The organism is Proteus penneri, assembly GCF_022369495.1.
Classification (GTDB): Bacteria; Pseudomonadota; Gammaproteobacteria; order Enterobacterales; family Enterobacteriaceae; genus Proteus; species Proteus penneri.
Genome location: NZ_CP059690.1, coordinates 221,665 through 244,264 on the forward strand (window position 1 = coordinate 221,665; position 22,600 = coordinate 244,264).

A 22,600-nucleotide genomic window follows, 5' to 3' on the forward strand; every position below is an offset into this window, starting at 1 on the left:
TGCTAAGTAGATATCATTATTTGAACTCCTCTAACATTAATATTCATTAACTCTTCATTTTTTTTCATTTTTAGATTTGTTGATATCGACTTTTTAAAGTTAAATTTATCTATAACCTTGTGATTTATAATGTCTTTATTTTAATTTGATTTAAGTGTAAAAAAACTTGCGCAAAAAATCTTATTGGATATAATGCACCCACGTTACAAATTGAAATATTCTGTAACGTGTTATAACGCCTAATTTATTTATTATCTAAGTTATCCTCATTTGGATACTTATTTTTTTATTGCACCAGGTAGACCGTTGTTTTCAGTCATTCTAATTTCTGGTAAGTAGATTTTATTTACTTATTCAAACCGCTACTTATCTTTGATAAGCAGTGAGTAAAATAAAACATGAAAGGCAGAGAACTACACATAGCATTTTATTATTTTAATAAATTTAGAAGCCATAACATTTCGGTGTTATGGCTTTTTTATTTTGCTTGTTATATCTGCTGTTACTGAGTCTTCTAAGACGAGGACTGCTGAGTGTGTGTTGGTTATGCATCATTTTGCATTTTGATGCCTATTCTCAATTTACCGCTTATTAGCCACGAGATCTTGCTTGATTAAAAACACAAACAGTTAACAAAATATTTCTCAATCTTTTAGATTTATGACCACTTCTTTTATCTATTCTCACAAAAAAAAGAAATAGGCCCCATTAAGGGATTATTTATCGAGAAATTGTATTTTTTATCCATAAAAACAACAGGGATTTAACATTAAATTTTATTTGCATTAATTTCGTTATAAATTAGATATGTTATAAAATAACTTAAAGAAATGATTACTATTATGTACTAATTAGTAATTATTAATGATCTTATCTTTGAATGTTGGCGTACATCAATATGTATTTAATTTTATAGCGATTTTGCGCTAGGGTATTGGCTTATTCCAAAAACGAATATATATATAACTATATGAAAAATGATAAGAAAAATAGGTCAATTTTTGACTAAAAAGTAAACAGAGTAATAATGATTGAAAAATAATAACAAATGAAGATTGGATAAATTAGTAATTAACATAGGCTGAAATTAAATATATTAATGTAATGATTTCTTGTTTATGAAATGCAATTTTTAACATTATTTATAATGTAATATAAAGGTTGATAATATGAAAAAAAGAGTCGTCATTATAATTAAAAAATATATTAAAACTTGTTTTTAATAAAGGATTTTAGAAAATGGAAAATATTAATTATTAATTTTGTATTATTTTAAATATATTGTCTTATAAATTGTTTGTTTTTTGTCTTGTTTGTAAGTTGTTAATTAATAAGAGTTTAAGTTTTATTCTTTCTCTTATTTTTTAGATAATGATAATTATTTCTATTCTCCTTATCATTATTAAATAGTATTTTAATAAATTTAAAATGACGAAATATATAAAAAATAGGCATTAAACTTTATATTGCTGAAACGTTTTTACTCACATAAAGGAATAATTTATTTTTTAATGAATTATCGCTTGATAATGATCAAGTCATTATTGTGTCGGAGTGTTAAAAAGGCGGTGTTTTAAAATTATTCCAATTAAAAATCATCATATCAGGAGAGATATATGGCCTTGGGGAATAATGTTTTTTCCCATCATGGTATTAACCGACGCGATTTTATGAAATTGTGTGCTGCGTTGTCAGCTACCATGGGATTAAGCGGCAAAGCAGCCGCAGAAATGTCAGAAGCAATGGTGTCACCTGAACGCCCACCCGTTATCTGGATTGGTGCTCAGGAGTGTACAGGGTGTACGGAGTCTTTATTACGTGCAACTCACCCGACTCTGGAAAACCTAGTACTTGATGTTATCGCACTTGAATATCATGAAGTGCTTTCTTCAGCTTTTGGTGATCAAGCTGAAGAAAATAAACACAATGCGATGGAGAAATATAAAGGTAAGTACGTTCTCGTTGTCGATGGTTCAATCCCAGACAAAGATGGCGGTGTTTACTGTATGGTTGCAGGAAAACCTATTCTTGAGCATATCAAAGAAGCCGCTGAAGGGGCTGCTGCGATTATTGCAATTGGTTCATGTTCTGCATGGGGTGGTGTGCCAGCAACTGGGGGTAACCCAACAGGGGCTAAATCATTGGAAGCAATTTTACCGGGTAAAACCGTGATTAATATTCCAGGATGTCCACCAAATCCACATAACTTCTTAGCAACTGTTGCACATATTATTACTTTCAACAAATTGCCTAAGTTAGATAGCAAAAACAGACCGCTTTTTGCTTATGAGCGTTTAATTCACGAAAACTGTGAACGTCGCCCTCATTTTGATGCGGGTCGTTTTGCTAAAGAATTTGGTGATGAAGGTCATCGTCAAGGTTGGTGTTTATACCATTTAGGCTGTAAAGGCCCTGAAACCTATGGTAACTGCCCAACATTGGAATTCTGTGATGTCGGTGGTGGAATTTGGCCTGTGGGTATCGGTCACCCTTGTTACGGATGTAACGAAGAAGGGATTGGCTTTACTAAAGGTATTTTCCAATTAGCGAACGTTTATCAGCCAACACCAAAAGCACAAGTGCCTGATGTTAATGCAAAAGAAGGTGGCGGTGTCTCTTATGGTGCAGCTGGTTTACTGGGTGCTGTCGTGGGTGCAGTTGCGGGTGTCAGTGTGATGGCTGTGCGTCAATTAGGCCGTGACAAGAATGCCACAGGAGCCTCACAGGAGGATAAACGGTGAATAGGCGTCATTTCTTTAAGCTGGCATCAGGTGGGGTTCTTCTTGCGGGAATGGCACCCACTGTGAGTCATGCTGCGGCGCAGAACCGTCCCCCAATTCCTGGGTCTCTCGGTATGCTCTATGACTCTACACTGTGTGTAGGCTGTCAAGCATGTGTCACAAAATGTCAGGAAATTAATCACCCGGAGCCAATGGAGCGTGGTGATACTTACGCTAATGGTGATCCGATTTGGTCAAACAATGACAAATTAAGTCCTTACACAAATAACATTATTCAAATTTGGCGTGATGGTACTGGTGAAAATAAAGACCAACTGGAAAACGGTTATGCCTTTATTAAGAAACAATGTATGCATTGTGTTGATGCAAACTGTGTTTCTGTTTGTCCTGTTTCTGCGTTAACCAAAGATCCAAAAACCGGTATTGTCCATTATCACGCGGATATCTGTACAGGTTGTCGTTACTGTATGGTGGGATGCCCTTATAACATTCCAAAATACGACTATGACGATCCATTTGGTAAGCTCTATAAATGTGAGCTTTGTAACCAAAAAGGTGTTGAGCGTTTAGATAAAGGCTTATTACCAGGTTGTGTTGAAGTGTGTCCAACTGGTGCGGTTATTTTCGGTACACGAGAAGAATTGCTTGAAGAAGCAAAACGTCGTTTAGCGAAAAAAGCGGGTGAAGAATATCATTACCCACGTCAAACCATTAGTGGTGGCGATACTTATCTGCATAAAATTCCTGAATATCAAGATCATATCTATGGTGAGTTTGAAGGTGGTGGTACGCAAGTTATGGTACTTTCTGCTGTTCCTTTCGACAATTTAGGAATGCCAGAAGTCGCACCATTATCAACGGGTGCACGTTCTGAGCATATTCAACATACGCTTTATAAAGGCATGGTATTACCAATAGCAGCCCTTGCAGGGATCACCTATCTGGTTAACCGTAATAGTAAAAAACAAGAGCAGGAACACCACAAGGAGGATAACGATGTCGAGTCATGATCCTCGTCCACTTGGCGGTAAGTTATTTACTCTCGCAGTAAGAGTATTTTTACCGCTTGCTGTGCTCGGTTTTATTCTTATTGGTAAGCGTTTGGTATTAGGTCTGGGCGACGTCTCTGATCTGAATGGGGGATATCCTTGGGGTATCTGGATTGCCTTTGACTTATTGATAGGAACAGGCTTTGCATGTGGTGGTTGGGCACTTGCATGGGCTGTTTATGTCTTTAATAAAGGGGAATTTCACCCATTAGTGCGCCCTGCATTGTTAGCGAGCTTGTTCGGCTATTCATTAGGTGGTTTATCCATTGCTATTGATATCGGTCGTTATTGGAACATGCCTCACTTCTTTATGCCGCAATACTTTAACGTTAACTCCGTGTTGTTTGAAACAGCGACCTGTATGACCATCTACATTATGGTGATGGCATTAGAATTCTTACCTGCGTTATTAGAACGTTTAGGCTGGAAAGTGTCGTTGAAACGTCTTAACAAAGCGATGTTCTTTATTATTGGTCTTGGTGCTTTACTGCCAACCATGCACCAATCTTCAATGGGATCATTAATGATTTCAGCGGGTTGGAAAGTACATCCATTGTGGCAATCTTATGAGATGTTACCGTTGTTTTCTCTGTTAACGGCTTTCCTCCTTGGTTTCACTATCGTTATTTTTGAAGGCTCTTTATTAAAAGCAAGCCGTACCATGAATGATGATGAAACACCGCTATTTACCAAGTTAACAAAAGTGATCGAAGTGTTACTGATCGCATTCTTGGTATGTCGCTGGGGTGAAATTATTTGGAACGGCAAACTGAGTTATATCGGAAATGGAGATATGTTCTCGTGGTTATTCATTGCTGAAAGTGTATTGTTATTAATTCCTCTCATTTTGATGCATTTAAATAATAACCGCCGTAGTCCAAGAATGCTGTTTGTTTGTGCTTTATTTATCTTAATTGGCGCAGCAATGTGGCGTATGAACTACTCTTTAGTTGCTTACAATCCAGGCAATGGTTACCACTATTTCCCAACAGCAAGCGAATTGCTGATTTCTATTGGTTTCGTTGCATTTGAAGTAACAGCTTACATTCTTATTATCCGTTTATTGCCGGTTTTACCTGCACAAACAGATTCAAATATACAATTAAAAAAGGCTGAGGTTAAATCATGAGCCAACGCATTACTATTGATCCTATTACCCGTATTGAAGGGCATTTACGCGTCGATTGTGAAATTGATAACGGAAAAGTTGTTAAGGCTTGGTCTTCCGGTACCATGTGGCGCGGAATGGAGGAGATCCTAAAAGGAAGCGATCCTCGTGATGCATGGATAATCGTGCAACGTATTTGTGGTGTTTGTACGACAGTTCACGCAATTGCCTCAGTACGTGCTGTTGAAGATGCCTTAGGTATGGATATTCCTGTCAATGCGCAGTATATCCGTAATATTATTTTGGCTTCTCATATTCTTCATGACCATATCGTTCACTTCTATCAGCTTTCTGCGATGGACTGGGTTGATATTACTTCGGCATTACAAGCAGATCCTGAAAAAGCGTCAGCAATGCTGAAAGGTGTTTCTAAGTGGCAATTGAACTCTGCTGAAGAATTCAGAAAAGTTCAGAAGAAAATTCAAGATCTGGTTGACAGCGGTCAGTTAGGTATTTTCGCCAATGGCTATTGGGGTCACTCAGCCATGAAATTACCACCAGAAGTTAACCTGATTGCTGTTGCTCACTATCTGCAAGCACTTGAATGTCAGCGTGATGCAAACCGTATTGTAGCGGTTCTTGGTGGTAAAACACCTCATATTCAAAACTTGGCTGTGGGTGGTGTTGCTAACCCAATTAACCTTGATGCACCAAGTGTTCTTAACTTAGAACGTTTAATGTATGTGAAGCACTTTATCGATAATCTTGGCGATTTTATTGAACAAGTTTATAAAGTCGATACTGCAATTTTTGCTGCTTATTACCCAGAGTGGCTAAAAATTGGTAAAGGTGCGAACTACTATTTATCTGTACCTGAGTTACCAATCAACGGTAATAATACCGAGTTTTTATTATCTGGTGGTTATATGGAAGGCGTTGATTTTTCAACGTATCGTCCAATTAAAAACTGGAAAGATGAAAACTTGAAAGAGGGTATTGAAGAAAGTGGTAAACACGCATGGTATGAAGATGATGAACCATTAAAACCATGGGAAGGTTTAACTCGTCCTAAATATACTGGTTGGGATGAAAACAATAAATACTCATGGGTTAAATCACCAACATTCTATGGTAAACCTGTCGAAGTGGGAACATTAGCATGGTTAGTATGTGGTTTAGCAGGTAAGCATGAAGGGACTGTTAAACACTATAACGAAGTTAATGAAATCTATACTAAATTAACTGGTGAAACACTGGTTAATGAGCAGTTAGAGTCAACTTGGGGTCGTATTATTGGACGTACTGTTCATGCTTGCGTATTACAAGATTCTCTAAACTTCTTATGGCAATCATTGGTTGATAATATTGGTCGTGGTGATACTGCTGCCTTTATTAAACCAGAGTTTGAACCAGGCAAAGAGTATCGTGGTGTTGGTTTTGAAGAAGCTTCTCGCGGTATGTTATCTCACTGGATCGTGTTTAAAGACGGTAAAATCACTAACTATCAGGCAGTTGTTCCATCAACATGGAATGCGGGTCCTCGTAACTTTAATGATGAACCGGGTCCTTATGAGTTATCTCTTGTTGGTACACCTGTTGCTGATCCGAAAAAACCATTGGAAGTGGTAAGAACGATCCACTCCTTTGACCCATGTATGGCGTGTGCTGTGCATATGGTTGATTTAACAGGTAAAGAACTTAGTAAGGTGAAGGTATTATAATGCGAACTCTCGTCTTAGGCATTGGTAATTTATTACTAAGCGATGAAGGCATTGGTGTTCGTATAGTAGAAGCGCTCGAAGAGCGCTTCTCTTTACCAGAGAACGTCGATGTTATTGATGGTGGCACATCAGGTATGGAAATCTTGCAAGATATCGCTGCAAGAGATCTCCTGATTGTTGCTGATGCGGTGAGAAGTAATCATGAACCAGGCAGTATTTTTGTGTTACATGATGATGATGTTCCAGCACTTTTTACACAGAAGATCTCGCCTCATCAGCTAGGTTTATCTGATGTATTAATGGCACTGCGTATGACAGATGAATTTCCACGTAAACTGATTTTAGTGGGAATTGAACCTGCATCATTAGAGCCAAGCATGTCGCTGTCTGACATTGGTGAGAAATCAATGGAAATAGCACTAGAACATGTCGTGAATATTTTGCGTGAATATGGCATTTCTGTCACACCTAAAGAGGTAACAGCATGAATGAATTAAGCTGGGATATCATAGGATATGATGAACCGCCTGTTGAGCAACTTGAAGCGCGTTTTAGTGAAATCGCTGACAAAGAGATGAAAGGGCTTCCTTTTTATCGTGAAGGCATTCCTGTAAAAGCGGGAGGCTTTACTTTATTTGAAAATCAGTGGATTGGTGCTGTTCTTACTCCTTGGATGTTAGAGCTTGTCGTTTTCCCGGGGCCTTCACAAGAATGGCCACACCGAAAAGTAGGTGATCGCATTGGGTTAGAATTACCATGTGGTCAGATAAAATTCGTTGTGGGTGAGCTTGCCGAGGGAATGCAGTACCTTGCTTGTTCATTAATGTCGCCACTTGATAGACATTTAGCAGCGGAACATGCTGTTGAGTTGGTTGAAAATAGTGTAAAAATGGCTCTTTCTCTTCCTGTTCAGACACAATCCGTAGCAGAAGTTGATTTAAGTCGTCGTTCTCTCTTCCGTGGTCAGTTAAGATCATAGAGTAGAAATTTTACGCGACACAGAGTCACATTCTTCTTATTGAATAGTACAGGAGTCAGAATATGTGTAGCACTTGCGGTTGTGGTGAAGGCAATGTCAGAATTGAAGGTGTAGAACCTCATTCACATGAGCACCACCATCATCACTCTCATGACCATGATCATCACGACCACGGTCATCATCATGATCACGGCCATCATGGGCATGATCACCATCATGAACACAATGCTACTCCAGCGAATACTGTTCATAAATATATTGATAAGTCTGAACAAAAGCATAAGCATAACTACGAGACCAATGGTCAGCCTATCATTGTTCATCATCACTATTATCATAACAGTGGTGATGTTCACCTCCATTTTCATAACGATGCACAGCTAAACGAAACACCTGTTTTCCATGAACATCATCATGGACATGACGATCATCATCATGATCACGACCATTCACACAGCCACGACCATTCACATAGTCACTCTCACGAACATCAGCACGATCATGAGCATGAAGAGCAATTTAGCCCAGTGATTGAAAATCAGAATATGCATTATGGCCAAGGTGAAGCAGGGACACATGCTCCCGGTATTAGCCAAAAGCGTATGCTAAAAATTGAAATGGATGTGTTAGATAAAAATAACCGAATTGCTGTTCATAACCGCGAACATTTTGAACAACAAAATGTGTTGGCATTAAACCTCGTTTCAAGCCCCGGTTCTGGCAAAACCACACTGTTAACACAAACGTTAAAACAGTTAGCGCAACGTGTTCCTTGCGCCGTGATCGAAGGCGATCAGCAGACCACCAATGATGCGGATCGTATCCGTGAAACCGGTGTACCTGCGATCCAAGTGAATACAGGTAAAGGTTGTCACCTTGATGCTCAAATGGTGCATGATGCGACACACCAATTAGGCTTACAAGACAATAGCGTTCTCTTTATTGAAAACGTGGGTAACTTAGTGTGCCCAGCCAGTTTTGATCTGGGTGAAAAGCATAAAGTGGCTATTCTTTCTGTCACTGAAGGTGAAGATAAGCCACTGAAATATCCGCATATGTTTGCTGCGTCTGATTTAATGATTATCAACAAAATTGATTTAGTACCCCATTTGAATATTGATGTTCAAGCCTGTATTGAATCAGCTCGCCGTGTTAACCCAAATATCGAAATCATTGCGTTATCAGCAACAACAGGTGAAGGCATGGAAGAGTGGTTAACTTGGTTGGAGAGTCGTTTATGTGCCTAGGTGTTCCAGCTAAAATAGTTGAGGTGGGCGAAGACGTCCACCAACTCGCTTATGCTGAAGTCAGTGGCGTCAAACGTGCTGTTAATATTTCGATGGTATGTGAAGGCGAACCTAGTGAATTATTAGGCAAATGGGTACTTATTCATGTGGGATTTGCCATGAGTATTCTTGATGAACAAGAAGCACAAGATACCCTTGATGCATTACAGCATGTTTATGGTGTGACCCTCGAAGAGGCTGATGATGCAGTATGTTGATGAATTTCGTGATCCTGAACTTGCGAAAGCTTTACTGACCCAAATTCGTGAAACTATTTCACAATGGCCTCAGCCAATTACACGTCCATTACAAATTATGGAAGTGTGTGGTGGGCATACTCATGCCATTTTTAAATTTGGTCTAGACCGCTTATTACCAGAAGAAATTGAATTTGTTCATGGACCGGGTTGTCCTGTCTGTGTATTACCGATGGGGCGAATTGATGCATGTTTAGAAATCGCAGCCCGTCCTGACGTGATTTTTTGTACTTTTGGTGATGCAATGCGAGTACCAGGACGTAATGGCTCAATGCTTGATGCGCGTCGTCGTGGTTGTGATATTCGTATTGTTTATTCGCCACTCGATTCACTCAAAATTGCACAAGATAACCCAGATAAACAAGTTGTTTTCTTCGGTTTAGGTTTTGAAACGACAATGCCAAGTACTGCCATGACGCTACAACAAGCGAAATTGCGCGGACTCAAAAACTTTTCTCTATTTTGTCAGCACATTACTATCGTACCTACTTTACGTTGTCTACTTGAGCAAGATGATGTTCGCATTGATGGCTTTATTGCACCGGGACATGTGAGTATGGTAATTGGTTGTACACCATATCAACCGCTATGTGATGAATTTGAAAAGCCTTTTGTGGTGACAGGATTTGAACCGTTAGACTTATTGCAAGCTATACTGATGGTTATTAAACAGCTTAAAGCAAAAGCAGAAAATGCAGATTATGTTTTAAGTATTGAAAACCAATATAGTCGCATTGTACCAAACGAAGGTAATAAGTTGGCTCAAAAAGCACTTAGTGAAGTGTTTATGTTAAAAGAAACCAGTGAATGGCGTGGATTGGGTGAAATCCCAATGTCAGGTATTCAATTAACACCAGCTTATTCTGAGTTTGATGCTGAATTACGTTTTACACCCGCACCACAAAAAGTGGCAGATAATCCACAATCTCGCTGTGGCGATGTGTTAACAGGACGATGCAAACCTTCCGATTGCCCACTCTTTGGTAAAAGTTGTACACCAGAAACGGCGTTGGGTGCCTTGATGGTATCATCAGAAGGTGCATGTGCGGCTTATTATCAGTATCGCCGTGAAGGTAATATATGAAACAACCCGATGAAATCACTTTAGCCCAAGGAAATGGTGGGCAAGGTATGCAACAACTGATCGAAGGCCTGTTTTTAAAAGCGTTCGATAATCCATTATTAAATGAAAAAGAAGATCAAGCACGGATCGCGTTAAATGAGTTAACTACGCTTGGCGATCGTCTTGCATTTAGTACAGACAGCTATGTCATTGATCCCATTATTTTCCCTGGTGGAAATATTGGTAAATTATCTGTTTGTGGTACGGCTAACGATCTTTCTGTTGGTGGTGCGGTTCCTCGTTACCTTTCATGTGGTTTTATTCTTGAAGAAGGGCTTCCATTTGAAACCCTCGAAACCCTTGTTATGGCGATGGCGAAAGCAGCAACGCAAGCAGGAATACAAATTGTTACCGGAGATACAAAAGTGGTTCCTCGTGGTGCTGCAGATAAGATCTTTATTAATACTGCGGGTATTGGGGTTATTCCAACCACAATTAATTGGGCTGCAAGTAATATCAAAGCTGGTGATAAGATCTTAGTGAGCGGTACGATTGGTGATCACGGGGCAACAATTCTGAATCTTCGTGAAAACTTAGGATTAGAAGCGGACCTACAAAGTGATTGTGCTGTTCTTGAGCCAATGATTGCGCCGCTACGTCAAATTAAAGGTATTCGTGCATTACGTGATGCAACACGAGGCGGAGTGACTGCAATTTTACATGAGTTTGCTCAAGCCAGTGGTTGTGGCATGAATGTGCATGAAAATAAATTACCAATGAAACAATCTGTTCGTGGCGTTTGTGAATTATTAGGGCTTGAAGCACTGAATTTTGCTAACGAAGGAAAAATTGTTTTAGTGGTATCCCCAGAAGCTGAAGCCCAAGTACTTGAAGCATTACATCAACATACTTTAGGTAAAGACGCTTGTACTATCGGTGAAGTTACCGAGGATAATTATATTCGATTAACAGGAATTTTCGGGACTAGTCGGATCCTTGACTTACCTTATAACGAACCATTACCTCGTATTTGCTAATCACTTCTTTCCCGCTTATAGATTGAATGATCAGACGATTTATAAGTGGGATAAGTCCCCTATCTGTTACAAAAAATTTGTTATAACGCAAATTTCTCTCATTTATCTGAATATTGACTCTTTGATAAAAAAATTATCGGAGTAACATGTGCAGCCAATCCTACTGCGTGGAGAGGGTCTCTCGTAGAGGTAAGTTCTAGGAAAAAACATGTCTTGGTCAGAATTTAAATCCCAGTACCTGATCCGTTTTTGGAAGCCCCTTCCAGCAGTGATCGCGGCAGGTATCTTATCAACTTACTATTTTGGTTTAACCGGCACTTTTTGGGCTGTCACGGGTGAATTTACTCGTTGGGGCGGTCACGTAATGCAATGGTTTGGTGCTCATCCTGAAGAATGGGGTTATTTTAAAATCATTGGTCTTGAAGGTACACCATTAACGCGTATTGATGGTGTGATGATTATCGGGATGTTTGGCGGTTGTATTATGGCAGCTCTTTGGGCCAACAATGTCAAACTTCGCCATCCTCAACATAAAATTCGTATTCTTCAAGCAGTTCTAGGTGGGATCATCGCTGGTTTTGGTGCTCGTCTAGCAATGGGCTGTAACCTTGCCGCCTTCTTTACGGGTATTCCTCAGTTCTCTTTACATGCTTGGTTTTTTGCGGTTGCAACGGCAGTTGGTTCTTACTTTGGCGCCAAGTTATCATTGATGCCTCTGTTCCGTATTCCAGTAAAATTGCAAAAAGTCAGCCAAGCTTCACCAATTACTCAAGATAAACAACGTGCGAAACGTCGTTTTAGATTGGGAATGGTTATCTTTTTTGCCATGATTGCGTGGTCTTTAATTATTCTCTTTGATTCACCAAAACTAGGTTTTGCGATGCTAGGCGGTATTGGTTTTGGTATTTTAATTGAACGTGCGCAAATCTGTTTTACTTCTGCTTTCCGTGACTTATGGATAACAGGCAGAACCCATATGGCAAAAGCGATTATCATCGGTATGGCAGTCAGTGCCATTGGGATCTTCAGTTATGTGCAATTAGGTGCATCACCGAAAATTATGTGGGCAGGGCCGAATGCTGTCATTGGTGGCTTACTCTTTGGTTTCGGTATTGTACTTGCTGGTGGGTGTGAAACAGGATGGATGTATCGTGCCGTTGAAGGTCAAATTCACTTTTGGTGGGTTGGATTAGGTAACGTAATCGGTTCAACATTACTGGCTTATTATTGGGATGATTTTGCCTCAGTGATCGCAACGGATTATGACAAAATTAATTTACTTGATACCTTTGGCCCTGTGGGGGGATTAGGTGTGACGTATCTGATGCTTGGTGTGTCATTTGCATTATTACTTTGGTGGGAAAAACACTTTTTCCGTAAAAAAGCCCAACAAGCACAATCTATTTCAACGCAGATTAATAAGGAAATTGCATGAGCCAGAAAGACACTATTATTCCTGATTATCGTCTAGATATGGTCGGTGAACCTTGTCCTTATCCTGCGGTGGCAACACTCGAAGCCATGCCATCACTGAAAAAAGGCGAAATATTAGAAGTGGTGAGTGATTGCCCTCAATCAATCAATAATATTCCACTTGATGCGAAAAACTATGGTTATACCGTGTTAGATATTCAACAAGATGGTCCAACTATTCGTTATTTAATTCAAAAATAAATTATATTTTTATTAGATAAAAAAACAGCCTATACATCGTGAATGATAGGCTGTTTTCTTGAGAAAAGGTTATTATTCGGCTTCGCCACCTAGCACTTCAATGACTCGTTCAATCAGTGCACTTAATTCACCCGTCATTAAAACAAAATCAGCATCAAAACGTTGGGCGAAATCGGCTTTATCAATATCATCATTTTGCTCACGTAAAGTCTCACTGAATTTAATACGTTTGATAGAGCCATCATCACATAGCATAAATTGAAGGCGATCTTCCCAATCGACAGAAAGTTTGGTGACAAATTTTCCTGCTTCAATATGTGTCGCAATTTCGTCAGAAACTAGTTCTTGTTTTTTACAACGAATAACACCGCCTTCTTCTAGCACTGCTTTTAGCTCCGCTTCATCCATCAAGGTAAAACCGGCTGGAAGTTCTCCAGAGCGTACCCACTCTGTCATTTTTAATTCAACAGATTCATTAAAATTCAGTGGTACTACGGGTAATGAACCTAATGTTTTACGTAGCAAGGCTAAGTTATCTTCAGCACGTTTTGCACTGCCTGAATCAACAATAACGAGTTGTTTTTCTAAATCTAGCCAAATAAATGTTTGTGAGAATTTACTAAATGCACGAGGAAGTAGGGTATGTATCACTTCATCTTTTAAGGTGGCTTTCTCTGTTTTTTTCAGTTTACGACCTTGTTCACCTTCAAGTTTTTCAACTTTGTCTTGCAGTGCTTGTTTAATGACTGTCGCAGGTAAGATTTTGTCTTCTTTCCGTGCACACATCATGACTTGTTTGCCTGCAACATGGATAAGCGCTTCACCACGATCGCCCATCGGTGAAACCCAACCTGTTCTGGTCATATCTTGGCTACTGCAAGGTGTGAATGCCAATGAAGCAAGCTGTTGTTCTAACTCATCCATTGACAGTGCTATCTCTTTATTTAAGCGATAGACCAAAATATTTTTAAACCACAGCATTTGACATTCCCCTTAATCATTATTTACCGCATTATGATACTGAATGTTGAGGGTATCTAAAAGGTAATATCCCTTAAAAGAAAATATCCATAATGTTATTTAATAAAAAAGAGAAAAGCTGAAACGAATAATCAGTAAAATTACTAAATGATAATGATTTTTATTCTTATTTAAGTTAAATTAACTAAGAGTATTAATAATGGAATAACGTAATTTTTAGCATAATTTTTTATGTGATATTAATCACGTAATTTTATCTTTACACTATTTTTTGTTTACAATATGAAATCACTTTCAGATTTATCTCTGCATTAATTTACAAAACAAAAATCTTCTTGACGTTCTATTGTGATAATTGTCACAAAATAAAGAAAATATAAAGAGTGATTTTTCACAAATAACGTGGTGACTTAGATCACAAAATTGAACATTTATTTTTTAAATATCGTCAAAATAGCACGATTGGTCTTTTTATATTAACTTGGGTTATAGTTTAACATTTGTAATGTTTTTCAGTGTTTCTTTGTCACCTTTATGCATTGATTAGATATTGTGATTGAATGGTGTTCTTGTGCTTCTCTTTTTAATATTTGTAGCTAATTATTCTTTTTTTGAGTGAGTGTTACGCGTTACCACTAGTTAAATTGTATTTAAATGTGATTTTGCTTTTATTTAAATAAGAAATAAATATAAAGATAAAAAATTATTAATTAGAAAGAACAATATTTAAATCTTTAGTGTTATTTATTTAGTGGTTAAAATTAATACTTCCTTTTAAATATATTAAATAAGGAGATAAATTTTTTATTAGCAAAAAAAAGAGTCTTATAAAGAAATGAAATATAAAAGAAAAATTCAAAAGTACTATTTTTAAAAAGTTGATTAAGTTCAAAAAACACGTATCTTTACCTTTAATTGTGATACCTGTCACTTGGGTATGTAATCATGAAAATGCACATTGGTGTAATTGTGGGCTGCATCACGAAAGAAGGGCTTTTTTTTGAGTAACATGCCAACGAAAACTCAACAACCTATTTCTTTTCCTAACAGAAATAAAAGCAATGCCCTTATTTAAATATAATGAGGATATTATTTTTGTGTCTTATTGGTGAATATCTCTGTGTCAAGGAAATGAAAGCCTATAAGAAAATAAGTAGAGTAATAATAGTTGTTATAAAAATGATCAGTTGTAAAAGCGATTTTCTTGTTTGAGATCCGTGGCGGCGGCTCTTTGAACTGAATTTAGGGTTAATGATAGACGGCGGTATTATTTTTAACCTTAAAAAGGAAATCATAAAACTATAGAAAATAGATGGGTATTTTAATCATGAAAAGCTTGAAGCCTCTAGCAGCACTGGTTGGGTTGTTGGTTCTTTCTGGATCGGCAAACGCAGTAAACGTGTATAACGATAAAGGTACACGTTTTGATGTAAACGGTCAGTTCCGTTTAAAAACACAAGTGACTAGCAAAGATCACGAAATGCGTATGCGTGATGACGGTAGCCGTATCGGTTTCTTTGGTTCACACGAACTGACTAACGATATCAAAGTTTTTGGTAAATTAGAGTGGGGCTCAGACACTCAAAAAACAAACAGTGAAAACTCTTATACCAACTTTGATCTCTATAACCGTGTTGGCTACGTTGGTTTCTCTCATCGTGATTATGGTCAAATTCAGTTTGGTCGTACTTATATTCCAATCGATTGGGTGAAAAAATCAAGCTATGGCTATGGTAATACAGGGGTATTCTACTTTAGCGATGTATTAGGTCGTGCTGTAGGTTATTCAAGTAAAGGTGTTGGTAAAAACAACTTTATGACCCGTTTACCACAAACTATTTTTGTTGAAACTAACCGTTATGAAGGCTTTAAATTAGCGGCCACCTTAACAGGTAAAGATGGTAAAGATAATGATGGCGATGGCAAAGGTGGTGATCGTAAGGTTGGGGATATTCGTCATGCATACTCAGTCGTTGGTTTCTATAAATCAACCTTCGGTTTAGAGTTTGATGCAGGTTATTCTGCCGCAATTGGTGAACCAAACTTATACCCAGATAGCGTTGTTGGTAATAAAAAACCAGAAAATAGCATCTTAGCATTTGGTGCAGAATATTTCTTCCCAGGTCGTGAGTTCTCTATTGGTTTAGACTACGGTCAGTCTCGTGGTAAAAACTCAGGTTTAACTTTAAAAGAAGGGACACCTGAAAAAGATTACAAATGGAATTCAGTCAAAGGCGATTGGAAAGCAGATCTATACGGTATTGGCGTAAAATGGCATTGGGATCGTATCGAAAGCGGTATGTATGCCGGTTACTACCTGCGTGATGGTGATGCAAACACGTTCAACTACAAAAAAGAAACCTATACTGTGGGTGTAGATAAACGTTTTGCAGTATCTAAATACAACAATTTACGTTTATTCGCTGAAATGGCATATGATGATGCACGTAGCGAAAACCCAGCTTATGAAGATAAAAAACAATATATCTTCGAAACGGGTATGCGTCTGTACTTCTAGTCCTGACAAAAGCATTACCGTTTGACAGAAGTAACCAAAGGAGAGCGATTTCGCTCTCCTGTTAACCAATATATAAGGGGTGTGTAATGGTTAAGAATGTGTTGAAAATTTCAACATTAGCAATGTTTGTCGCATTCAACGTGAATGCTGCGACAGTCGATCTTCGTATTATGGAGACGTCTGATGTTCACAGTAACTTAATCGACTTTGACTACTTCAAAGACAAACCAACAGAACAGTTTGGTTATGTTCGTACTGCTAATTTAATTAAAGCAGCAAAAGCTGAAGCAACCAATGCGATTCTAGTTGATAACGGCGACTTGATCCAAGGTAGCCCACTGGCTGACTATCAAGCAGCTAAAGGCTTAGAAAAAGGCGAATCTCATCCAGCTCACCAGCTGATGAACACCATGGGCTACACAGTCGGTAACTTTGGTAACCATGAATTTAACTATGGTTTAGATTACCTGAAAAAAGCCATTGCTGGTGCTAAATTCCCTTACATCAACGCCAACGTGATGGATGCGAAAACAGGCAAAAACTATTTCACACCTTATATCATTGTTGATACACCAGTAAAAGATCGTGATGGTAAAGAACACACTATCAAGATTGGTTATATCGGCTTCGTACCACCACAGATCTTAATCTGGGATAAAGCCAATCTGGATGGTAAGGTCGTTGTAAATGATATTACAGAAACAGCGAAAAAATTCGTCCCTCAAATGAAAAAAGAGGGTGCTGACCTGATTGTGGCTATTCCTCACTCTGGTTTTGCGTCAGAGCCGTACAAAGCAATGGCTGAAAACTCTGTTTATTATTTAAGTGAAGTTGAAGGCATCAATGCAATCATGTTTGGTCACGCTCATGGCGTATTCCCAAGCAAAGAATTTGAAGGCATTAAAGGTGTTGATGTTGCTAAAGGGACGGTAAACGGTGTTCCTGCTGTTATGCCTGGCCAATGGGGTGATCACTTAGGTGTCGTTGATATGGTTATCAATAACGACAGCGGTAAATGGGTGATGACGGAAGCAACAGGTGAAGCACGTCCTATCTTTGATAAAGCAAACAAAAAAGCATTAGTTGAACGTGATGCTGAATTAGCTCAAATCATTGAAAAAGCACACCAAGGTACCCGTGATTTCGTAGGTAAACACATTGGTAAAGCATCTGCCAACATGTACAGCTTCTTAGCATTAGTACAAAGCGATCCAACTGTACAAATCGTTAATGATGCACAAGTTGATTACACCAAACACTTTATTCAAGGTGATCCGAACTTAGACGGTTTACCAGTATTAGGTGCAGCTGCGCCATTTAAAGCGGGTGGTCGTAAAAATGCACCAGCAGACTTCGTAGAAGTTGAAAAAGGTGACTTAACATTCCGTAACGCTGCAGACTTATATCTGTATCCAAACACATTAGTGGTTGTTAAAGCGACCGGTGCGGATGTTGTTGAGTGGTTAGAATGTTCAGCGGGTATGTGGAACCAAGTTGATCCTAACTCAACTAAACCACAAGAACTGATCAACTGGGATGGTTTCCGTACTTATAACTTCGACACCATTAGTGGTGTGAACTATAAAGTTGACTTAACTCAACCAGCTAAATATGACGTTGATTGCCAAGTGGTTAATAAAGATGCGAATCGTATCAAAGAAGTCACTTACGAAGGCAAACCAATCGATCCTAAAGCAACATTCCTGATCGCAACAAATAACTACCGTGGATACGGCGGTAAGTTTGCTGGTACAGGTGAAGCGAATATTGCGTTTGCTTCTCCAGATGAAAACCGTGCAATTTTAGCGTCTTATATTGCAAAACAAACGAAAGAAAACGGTGAAGTGGTAACTAAAGCCGCGAACAACTGGTCATTCTTACCTATTAAGACTGATAAAGTATTAGATGTACGTTTTGAAACTTCTCCAAGTGAAAAAGCCGCTGCATTTATTAAAGATTTCGCTCAATACCCAATGACTTTTGTGGAAAATGATGAAATCGGTTTTGCAATTTACAAAATTGATCTAACTGAGAAGAAATAAGCTATCAAACCTGTCCGTTCAGGGCAGGTTTTTCTTACCTTTTTGAACCAAAAGAGTGGCATTTATGACACTTTAAGGGGATTTTATGCGCTTTATAAAGCTATTACCTGCGGCTTTTGCTTTAGTGCTAGCAGGATGTGCAACGCAAGCACCTGAAATTACAGAACCATTAAAACCTCAAGCTAAATTAGTTGAAGGCGTATCTTGTATTGTACCTGATGCACCAACAGCACCTTACGACTACATTGCTGCTAATGATCGCTATGGTCAAAACAGCACAGCATCGACAGATTACTTTAAGTTAGCGATTAACTACTCACCCGCTTTTTGTGATTATAAAAGTAATAACATTAAACGTTTAAATAACGATAATGAAAAAGATCGGGCAAAACGTGAGTACGATAAATTTGAAATCCAATGCTTCTCAGATAATAAATTTGGTTGGATTGTTCATGGGCTGTGGGCTGAAACCTGTGATGGTAAATCATGGGAAGACTGCCGTGATTGGAAAGACATACGCAAGCATCCTCGTTTATGTAAAGGCGATTTACCTCCTTTAGAATACTCTGCTATCAAACCTTATCTGTGTGATTCTCCGGGTATCGATCTGTTACAAGGCGAATGGGAAAAACATGGTGTGTGTGCATTTGATACACCAGATGCATTTTTTGGTAAACAAAAAGAGTTGTATGAAGCGTTAGTATTACCAGAAGGCCGTCCTTCAAACAGTGCATTGATTAAGTTCTTAAAAGAACACAATCCATCACTGAAGGATAAAGAAATTCAAATTAATCGAGATGAATTCTATATCTGTTATAGCAAAGATTTCGAAGTAATTGATTGTCCGAAACGTGAATTTTGATCTTAGGGATAAATTTTAAATGAATCATAAATATAAACTCGTTGCACTTGCTGTAAGCTCAGTCTTATTAGCGGGTTGTGCAAAGAACTACGACGAAGCTAATGTTGTTGATGTGCGTGTTATCGCAATGAACGACTTCCACGGTGCACTAAAAGCGCCAGGTCCAAACAAACCTGGTGGCATCGAGCACATGGCTACGTTAATCAAAGAAATGAAGAAAGATAACCCGAACAACATCGTGGTTGCGGCGGGTGATATGGTTGGAGCAAGCCCACTGTTATCTTCAATGTTCCATGATGAGCCTTCAATCGAAGCATTATCATTAGCCGGCTTAGAAGCAACTTCTGTGGGTAACCACGAATTTGATAAAGGCATGGGCGAGTTACTGCGTAAACAAAACGGTGGTTGCCACCCAGTAACGGGTTGCCAAGGTCCAACTGAGTTTAAAGGCGCTGATTTCCAATACTTATCAGCAAACGTAACGGTTAATGAAACAGGTAAAACGTTATTTCCTGAATATGTTATCAAAGAATTCAACGGGATCCCTGTAGCCTTTATTGGTGTCACTCTAGAAGGTACTGCAGCAATCGTAACGCCTAAAGGTACTGAAGGTTTAAGTTTCCATAACGAAGCAAAAACCATCAACGCATTAGTACCTCAGTTAAAAGCACAGGGTGTTCAAGCGATTGGTGTGTTGATCCACGAAGGTGCAGCACAGCGTCGTGATGGTGGCCCAGTAAATATCAACGCATGTAATGGTATTACGGGTAAAGTACTGGGTGTTGTTGATCAATTAGATCCCGCGATTGACTTCGTTGTGACGGGTCACACTCACCAAGCTTACAACTGTACTATCAACGGTAAATCAGTGACATCTGCACAATCTAATGGTGCAATGTTAACGCGTATTGACCTGAAATTAGATAAAACAACAAAAGATGTTGTTGATGTAGAAGCTCGTAATATTTGGGTTGATAACCGCAAATATGAAAAAGATCCAGCAGTGACTAAACTGTTAGAAGCTTACGAAAAAATCGCTACTCCATTAGCTAACCGTATTATCGGTAAGTTAGAAGGTAATTTAACTAAGCAAACTAACGATGCGGGTGAATCTGCACTGGGTCAAGTTATTGCTGATGCACATTTATATACGGCTAAACCAAAAGATATGGGTGGCGCACAAATCGCGTTTATGAACAGCGGTGGTATTCGTGCTGATATGACAGGTGGTGACGTTTCTTATAACGCAATCTACACTGTACAACCATTCTCTAACGTACTGTTAACGCAAACATTAACCGGTGAGCAAATCAAGCGCCTGTTAGAACAACAGTGGGATCGTTCACGTCCACAAGTGTTAGCCGTATCTGGTAACTTCCAGTACACATGGGATAGCAAAGCCTCTAATGGTAACCGTGTTATTGTTGAATCAATGAAAATTGACGGTAAACCAGTGGATATGAAAGCATCTTACCGTGTTGTCGCTAACGAATACTTAGCAACAGGTGGTAGTAACTTCTCTGTACTGAAAGAAGGTAAAGATCCAGTTTACAGCGTGCCAGATGTTGATGCAGTCGTGAAATACTTTGCTGAGCAGTCTCCAATTGCTCAACCAAAAGCGAATAACATCACACGTAAATAACGTATTTTCATACGCCTTGTGAAAATCGCACTCTTTACTTCGGTAAGGAGTGCGTAAATAAATAAAGAGAGCAAAGTGTTGAACACAAAGGGTCCATCCCTACCTTTGTATTCATTGCGCACTTTGCTCTTTTTTTATGTTTTTTATTTGCAAATGTAGGGGAGTAAACATAAGAGTCAACGCCTTTACAAGGAATAATTTGTGGTGTATTGTGTTATTTAGCGACAAAAGATTGCATTTTGTCGTCATTATAAAGATCTAAACTTATAACGTTTTAATGTTATCAAGTTCTAAAGTTATAACTGCCGTGAGGCTTGGAGTGTAAGTAATGGCTATTTCCGTAAGATTAGATGAAGACTTTGTGTCTGATGCTAAAATTCATGCGGAAGCGAAAAGCAGAAGTGTTCCTAAACAAATTGAACACTGGGCTAAAATAGGGCGTATAGCTGAAGATAACCCTGATCTGCCATATAGCTTTATCGAAGAATTGTTACTGGCACAGGCGGAAGTCGAAAACAAAAAGGTTTCTCGATATGTCCGAACCACAAAAAGAGATTGATGTTTATCAGTCAGCTCGATTTGAAAAGACAATGAAAAAGTTGCCTGAATCAGATGTGAAAATTATTGAAGATGAAATTGATCAAATAATTGATAATCCATTGATTGGAGAACAGAAAAAAGGCGATCTTGCTTATCTCAGAGTACACAAATTTAGGCTTAATGAGTTGACTGTTTTACTCGGTTATTCATGGGTCACCAACAAAGTTGAACTGTATCTCTTGCATATCGGTTCCCATGAAAATTTCTATGATGTTCAGAAAAAACAACGAAAGACCGATCTGAAACTAATTAAAGCATAAAAGAGTGGTGGCATAAGGCCACCACTCTTGTTTTGTGGGCATGTGTTTTGTAGGTATGTAAAAAAAAGCCCACAGTGGCTGTGGGCAAGGAATGAAAGTAAAAAGAGGGTATTATTTAGGGTCTTTTGTCAGATGTCTGTTCTAACACTTATTTGAAGATTTTAAAGCGTGCATCATCTTCCATATAATTCTTCTCAGCAGCCTCTTGTTCAATTGAACCAAAGACCATTTGCGCTCTCAATTTCCATGTTTTTGGCAGATCCCAAGTTGCATGGACTTCATCATCAATAATTGGATTGTAGTGTTGTAATGAAGCACCTACGTTCTCTGCTGCTAATGCAGTCCAAACAGAAAGTTGTGCCATACCACTTGCTTGCTCTGACCATACAGGGAAGTTTTCAGCATACAGTGGGAATTGCTCTTGCAGACCTTTTACGATATCAGTATCTTCAAAATACAAAATTGAACCCGCACCTGCGGCGAAGCTATTAATTTTTGCTTCAGTTGCACTAAATGCTTCTGCGGGTACTAATTTTTTCAGGGTATTTTTAACGATATCCCACAGTTTTTGATGTTGTTCACCAAACAGAACAACAACACGAGATGTTTGTGAGTTAAATGCTGTTGGGCTCTCTTTAACCGCTTCTTTGATAATCGCAGTGACTCTGTCTTCGCTAATTGGAAGTTGATTACCTAAATGATAAATTGTTCTACGTTTTTTCATTAAATCAGTAAATGCGTTAGACATGGTTGTCTCCTTGATAAATTTGAGCGCTTAAA

General features: G+C 38.6%; 20 protein-coding genes. 18 read left to right on the forward strand and 2 right to left on the reverse strand.

The features are described from left to right. Positions 1–1,616 precede the first annotated feature (1,616 nt). The 12 genes from hybO (at position 1,617) to yedF (ending at position 12,915) form a co-directional block, all read left to right on the forward strand. Entirely contained in the window at positions 1,617–2,741 is a 1,125-nt protein-coding gene (hybO, locus tag H1225_RS00955; RefSeq protein ID WP_072063712.1) for a hydrogenase 2 small subunit, read from the forward strand. Next, the gene (gene hybA / locus H1225_RS00960) at positions 2,738–3,751 is read left to right on the forward strand and encodes a hydrogenase 2 operon protein HybA (protein WP_006535187.1); all 1,014 of its coding nucleotides are present in this window, start codon (positions 2,738–2,740) and stop codon (positions 3,749–3,751) included. The genes hybO and hybA overlap by 4 nt, the downstream gene beginning before the upstream one ends. Next, positions 3,738–4,919: a Ni/Fe-hydrogenase cytochrome b subunit gene (gene hybB, locus H1225_RS00965; protein ID WP_006535186.1), complete on the forward strand. Its 1,182-nt coding sequence runs from the start codon at positions 3,738–3,740 to the stop codon at positions 4,917–4,919. Before hybA ends, hybB begins: the two co-directional genes overlap by 14 nt. Beyond that, the gene (gene hybC / locus H1225_RS00970; protein WP_006535185.1) at positions 4,916–6,619 is read left to right on the forward strand and encodes a hydrogenase 2 large subunit; all 1,704 of its coding nucleotides are present in this window, start codon (positions 4,916–4,918) and stop codon (positions 6,617–6,619) included. The genes hybB and hybC overlap by 4 nt, the downstream gene beginning before the upstream one ends. After that, complete coding sequence (locus H1225_RS00975) at positions 6,619–7,107, forward strand: HyaD/HybD family hydrogenase maturation endopeptidase (RefSeq protein WP_006535184.1); 489 nt, start codon at positions 6,619–6,621, stop codon at positions 7,105–7,107. Before hybC ends, H1225_RS00975 begins: the two co-directional genes overlap by 1 nt. Then, positions 7,104–7,598, forward strand: a complete 495-nt coding sequence (hybE, locus tag H1225_RS00980) for a hydrogenase-2 assembly chaperone (RefSeq protein ID WP_006535183.1) — start codon at positions 7,104–7,106, stop codon at positions 7,596–7,598. Before H1225_RS00975 ends, hybE begins: the two co-directional genes overlap by 4 nt. Before the next feature lie 62 nt (positions 7,599–7,660). Beyond that, a complete protein-coding gene (hypB, locus tag H1225_RS00985) occupies positions 7,661–8,845 on the forward strand; it encodes a hydrogenase nickel incorporation protein HypB (RefSeq protein ID WP_161671089.1) in 1,185 nt (394 codons plus the stop codon). Further along, entirely contained in the window at positions 8,836–9,102 is a 267-nt protein-coding gene (gene hybG / locus H1225_RS00990; protein ID WP_161725084.1) for a hydrogenase maturation factor HybG, read from the forward strand. The genes hypB and hybG overlap by 10 nt, the downstream gene beginning before the upstream one ends. Further along, positions 9,089–10,225 (forward strand): hydrogenase formation protein HypD, encoded by a 1,137-nt coding sequence (gene hypD, locus H1225_RS00995; RefSeq protein ID WP_072063709.1) that lies wholly within the window; start codon positions 9,089–9,091, stop codon positions 10,223–10,225. Before hybG ends, hypD begins: the two co-directional genes overlap by 14 nt. Further along, a complete protein-coding gene (gene hypE, locus H1225_RS01000; protein WP_006535176.1) occupies positions 10,222–11,241 on the forward strand; it encodes a hydrogenase expression/formation protein HypE in 1,020 nt (339 codons plus the stop codon). Before hypD ends, hypE begins: the two co-directional genes overlap by 4 nt. A 208-nt stretch (positions 11,242–11,449) precedes the next feature. Next, positions 11,450–12,676 carry a selenium metabolism membrane protein YedE/FdhT gene (yedE, locus tag H1225_RS01005; RefSeq protein ID WP_115065093.1) on the forward strand — a complete coding sequence of 409 codons (1,227 nt, stop codon included), beginning with the start codon at positions 11,450–11,452 and terminating at the stop codon, positions 12,674–12,676. Continuing rightward, a complete protein-coding gene (gene yedF / locus H1225_RS01010; RefSeq protein WP_006535172.1) occupies positions 12,673–12,915 on the forward strand; it encodes a sulfurtransferase-like selenium metabolism protein YedF in 243 nt (80 codons plus the stop codon). Before yedE ends, yedF begins: the two co-directional genes overlap by 4 nt. Before the next feature lie 72 nt (positions 12,916–12,987). On the opposite strand, the gene rdgC is transcribed toward yedF, so the two are convergent. Continuing rightward, complete coding sequence (gene rdgC, locus H1225_RS01015; RefSeq protein ID WP_006535171.1) at positions 12,988–13,896, reverse strand: recombination-associated protein RdgC; 909 nt, start codon at positions 13,894–13,896, stop codon at positions 12,988–12,990. A gap of 1,327 nt (positions 13,897–15,223) precedes the next feature. On the opposite strand from rdgC, the gene H1225_RS01020 reads away from it, so the two are divergent. From H1225_RS01020 to H1225_RS01045, 6 genes are all read left to right on the forward strand, one after another. Continuing rightward, a complete protein-coding gene (locus H1225_RS01020; protein WP_237584375.1) occupies positions 15,224–16,414 on the forward strand; it encodes a porin in 1,191 nt (396 codons plus the stop codon). 86 nt (positions 16,415–16,500) lie between these two features. Then, positions 16,501–18,456, forward strand: coding sequence for a bifunctional 2',3'-cyclic-nucleotide 2'-phosphodiesterase/3'-nucleotidase (locus H1225_RS01025; protein WP_109399315.1), 1,956 nt, complete (start codon positions 16,501–16,503; stop codon positions 18,454–18,456). Positions 18,457–18,541: 85 nt separating this feature from the next. After that, the gene (locus tag H1225_RS01030; RefSeq protein WP_072063704.1) at positions 18,542–19,318 is read left to right on the forward strand and encodes a ribonuclease T2 family protein; all 777 of its coding nucleotides are present in this window, start codon (positions 18,542–18,544) and stop codon (positions 19,316–19,318) included. 19 nt (positions 19,319–19,337) lie between these two features. Next, positions 19,338–20,960: a bifunctional metallophosphatase/5'-nucleotidase gene (locus tag H1225_RS01035; RefSeq protein WP_006535163.1), complete on the forward strand. Its 1,623-nt coding sequence runs from the start codon at positions 19,338–19,340 to the stop codon at positions 20,958–20,960. A gap of 328 nt (positions 20,961–21,288) precedes the next feature. Then, the gene (locus H1225_RS01040; protein ID WP_004245167.1) at positions 21,289–21,519 is read left to right on the forward strand and encodes a ParD-like family protein; all 231 of its coding nucleotides are present in this window, start codon (positions 21,289–21,291) and stop codon (positions 21,517–21,519) included. Next, on the forward strand, positions 21,494–21,820 hold the full coding sequence (locus H1225_RS01045; RefSeq protein ID WP_161725086.1) for a type II toxin-antitoxin system RelE/ParE family toxin: 327 nt from the start codon (positions 21,494–21,496) through the stop codon (positions 21,818–21,820). The genes H1225_RS01040 and H1225_RS01045 overlap by 26 nt, the downstream gene beginning before the upstream one ends. A gap of 148 nt (positions 21,821–21,968) precedes the next feature. On the opposite strand, the gene H1225_RS01050 is transcribed toward H1225_RS01045, so the two are convergent. Next, positions 21,969–22,568 carry a nitroreductase family protein gene (locus H1225_RS01050; protein ID WP_006535161.1) on the reverse strand — a complete coding sequence of 200 codons (600 nt, stop codon included), beginning with the start codon at positions 22,566–22,568 and terminating at the stop codon, positions 21,969–21,971. Between the last annotated feature and the right edge of the window lie 32 nt (positions 22,569–22,600).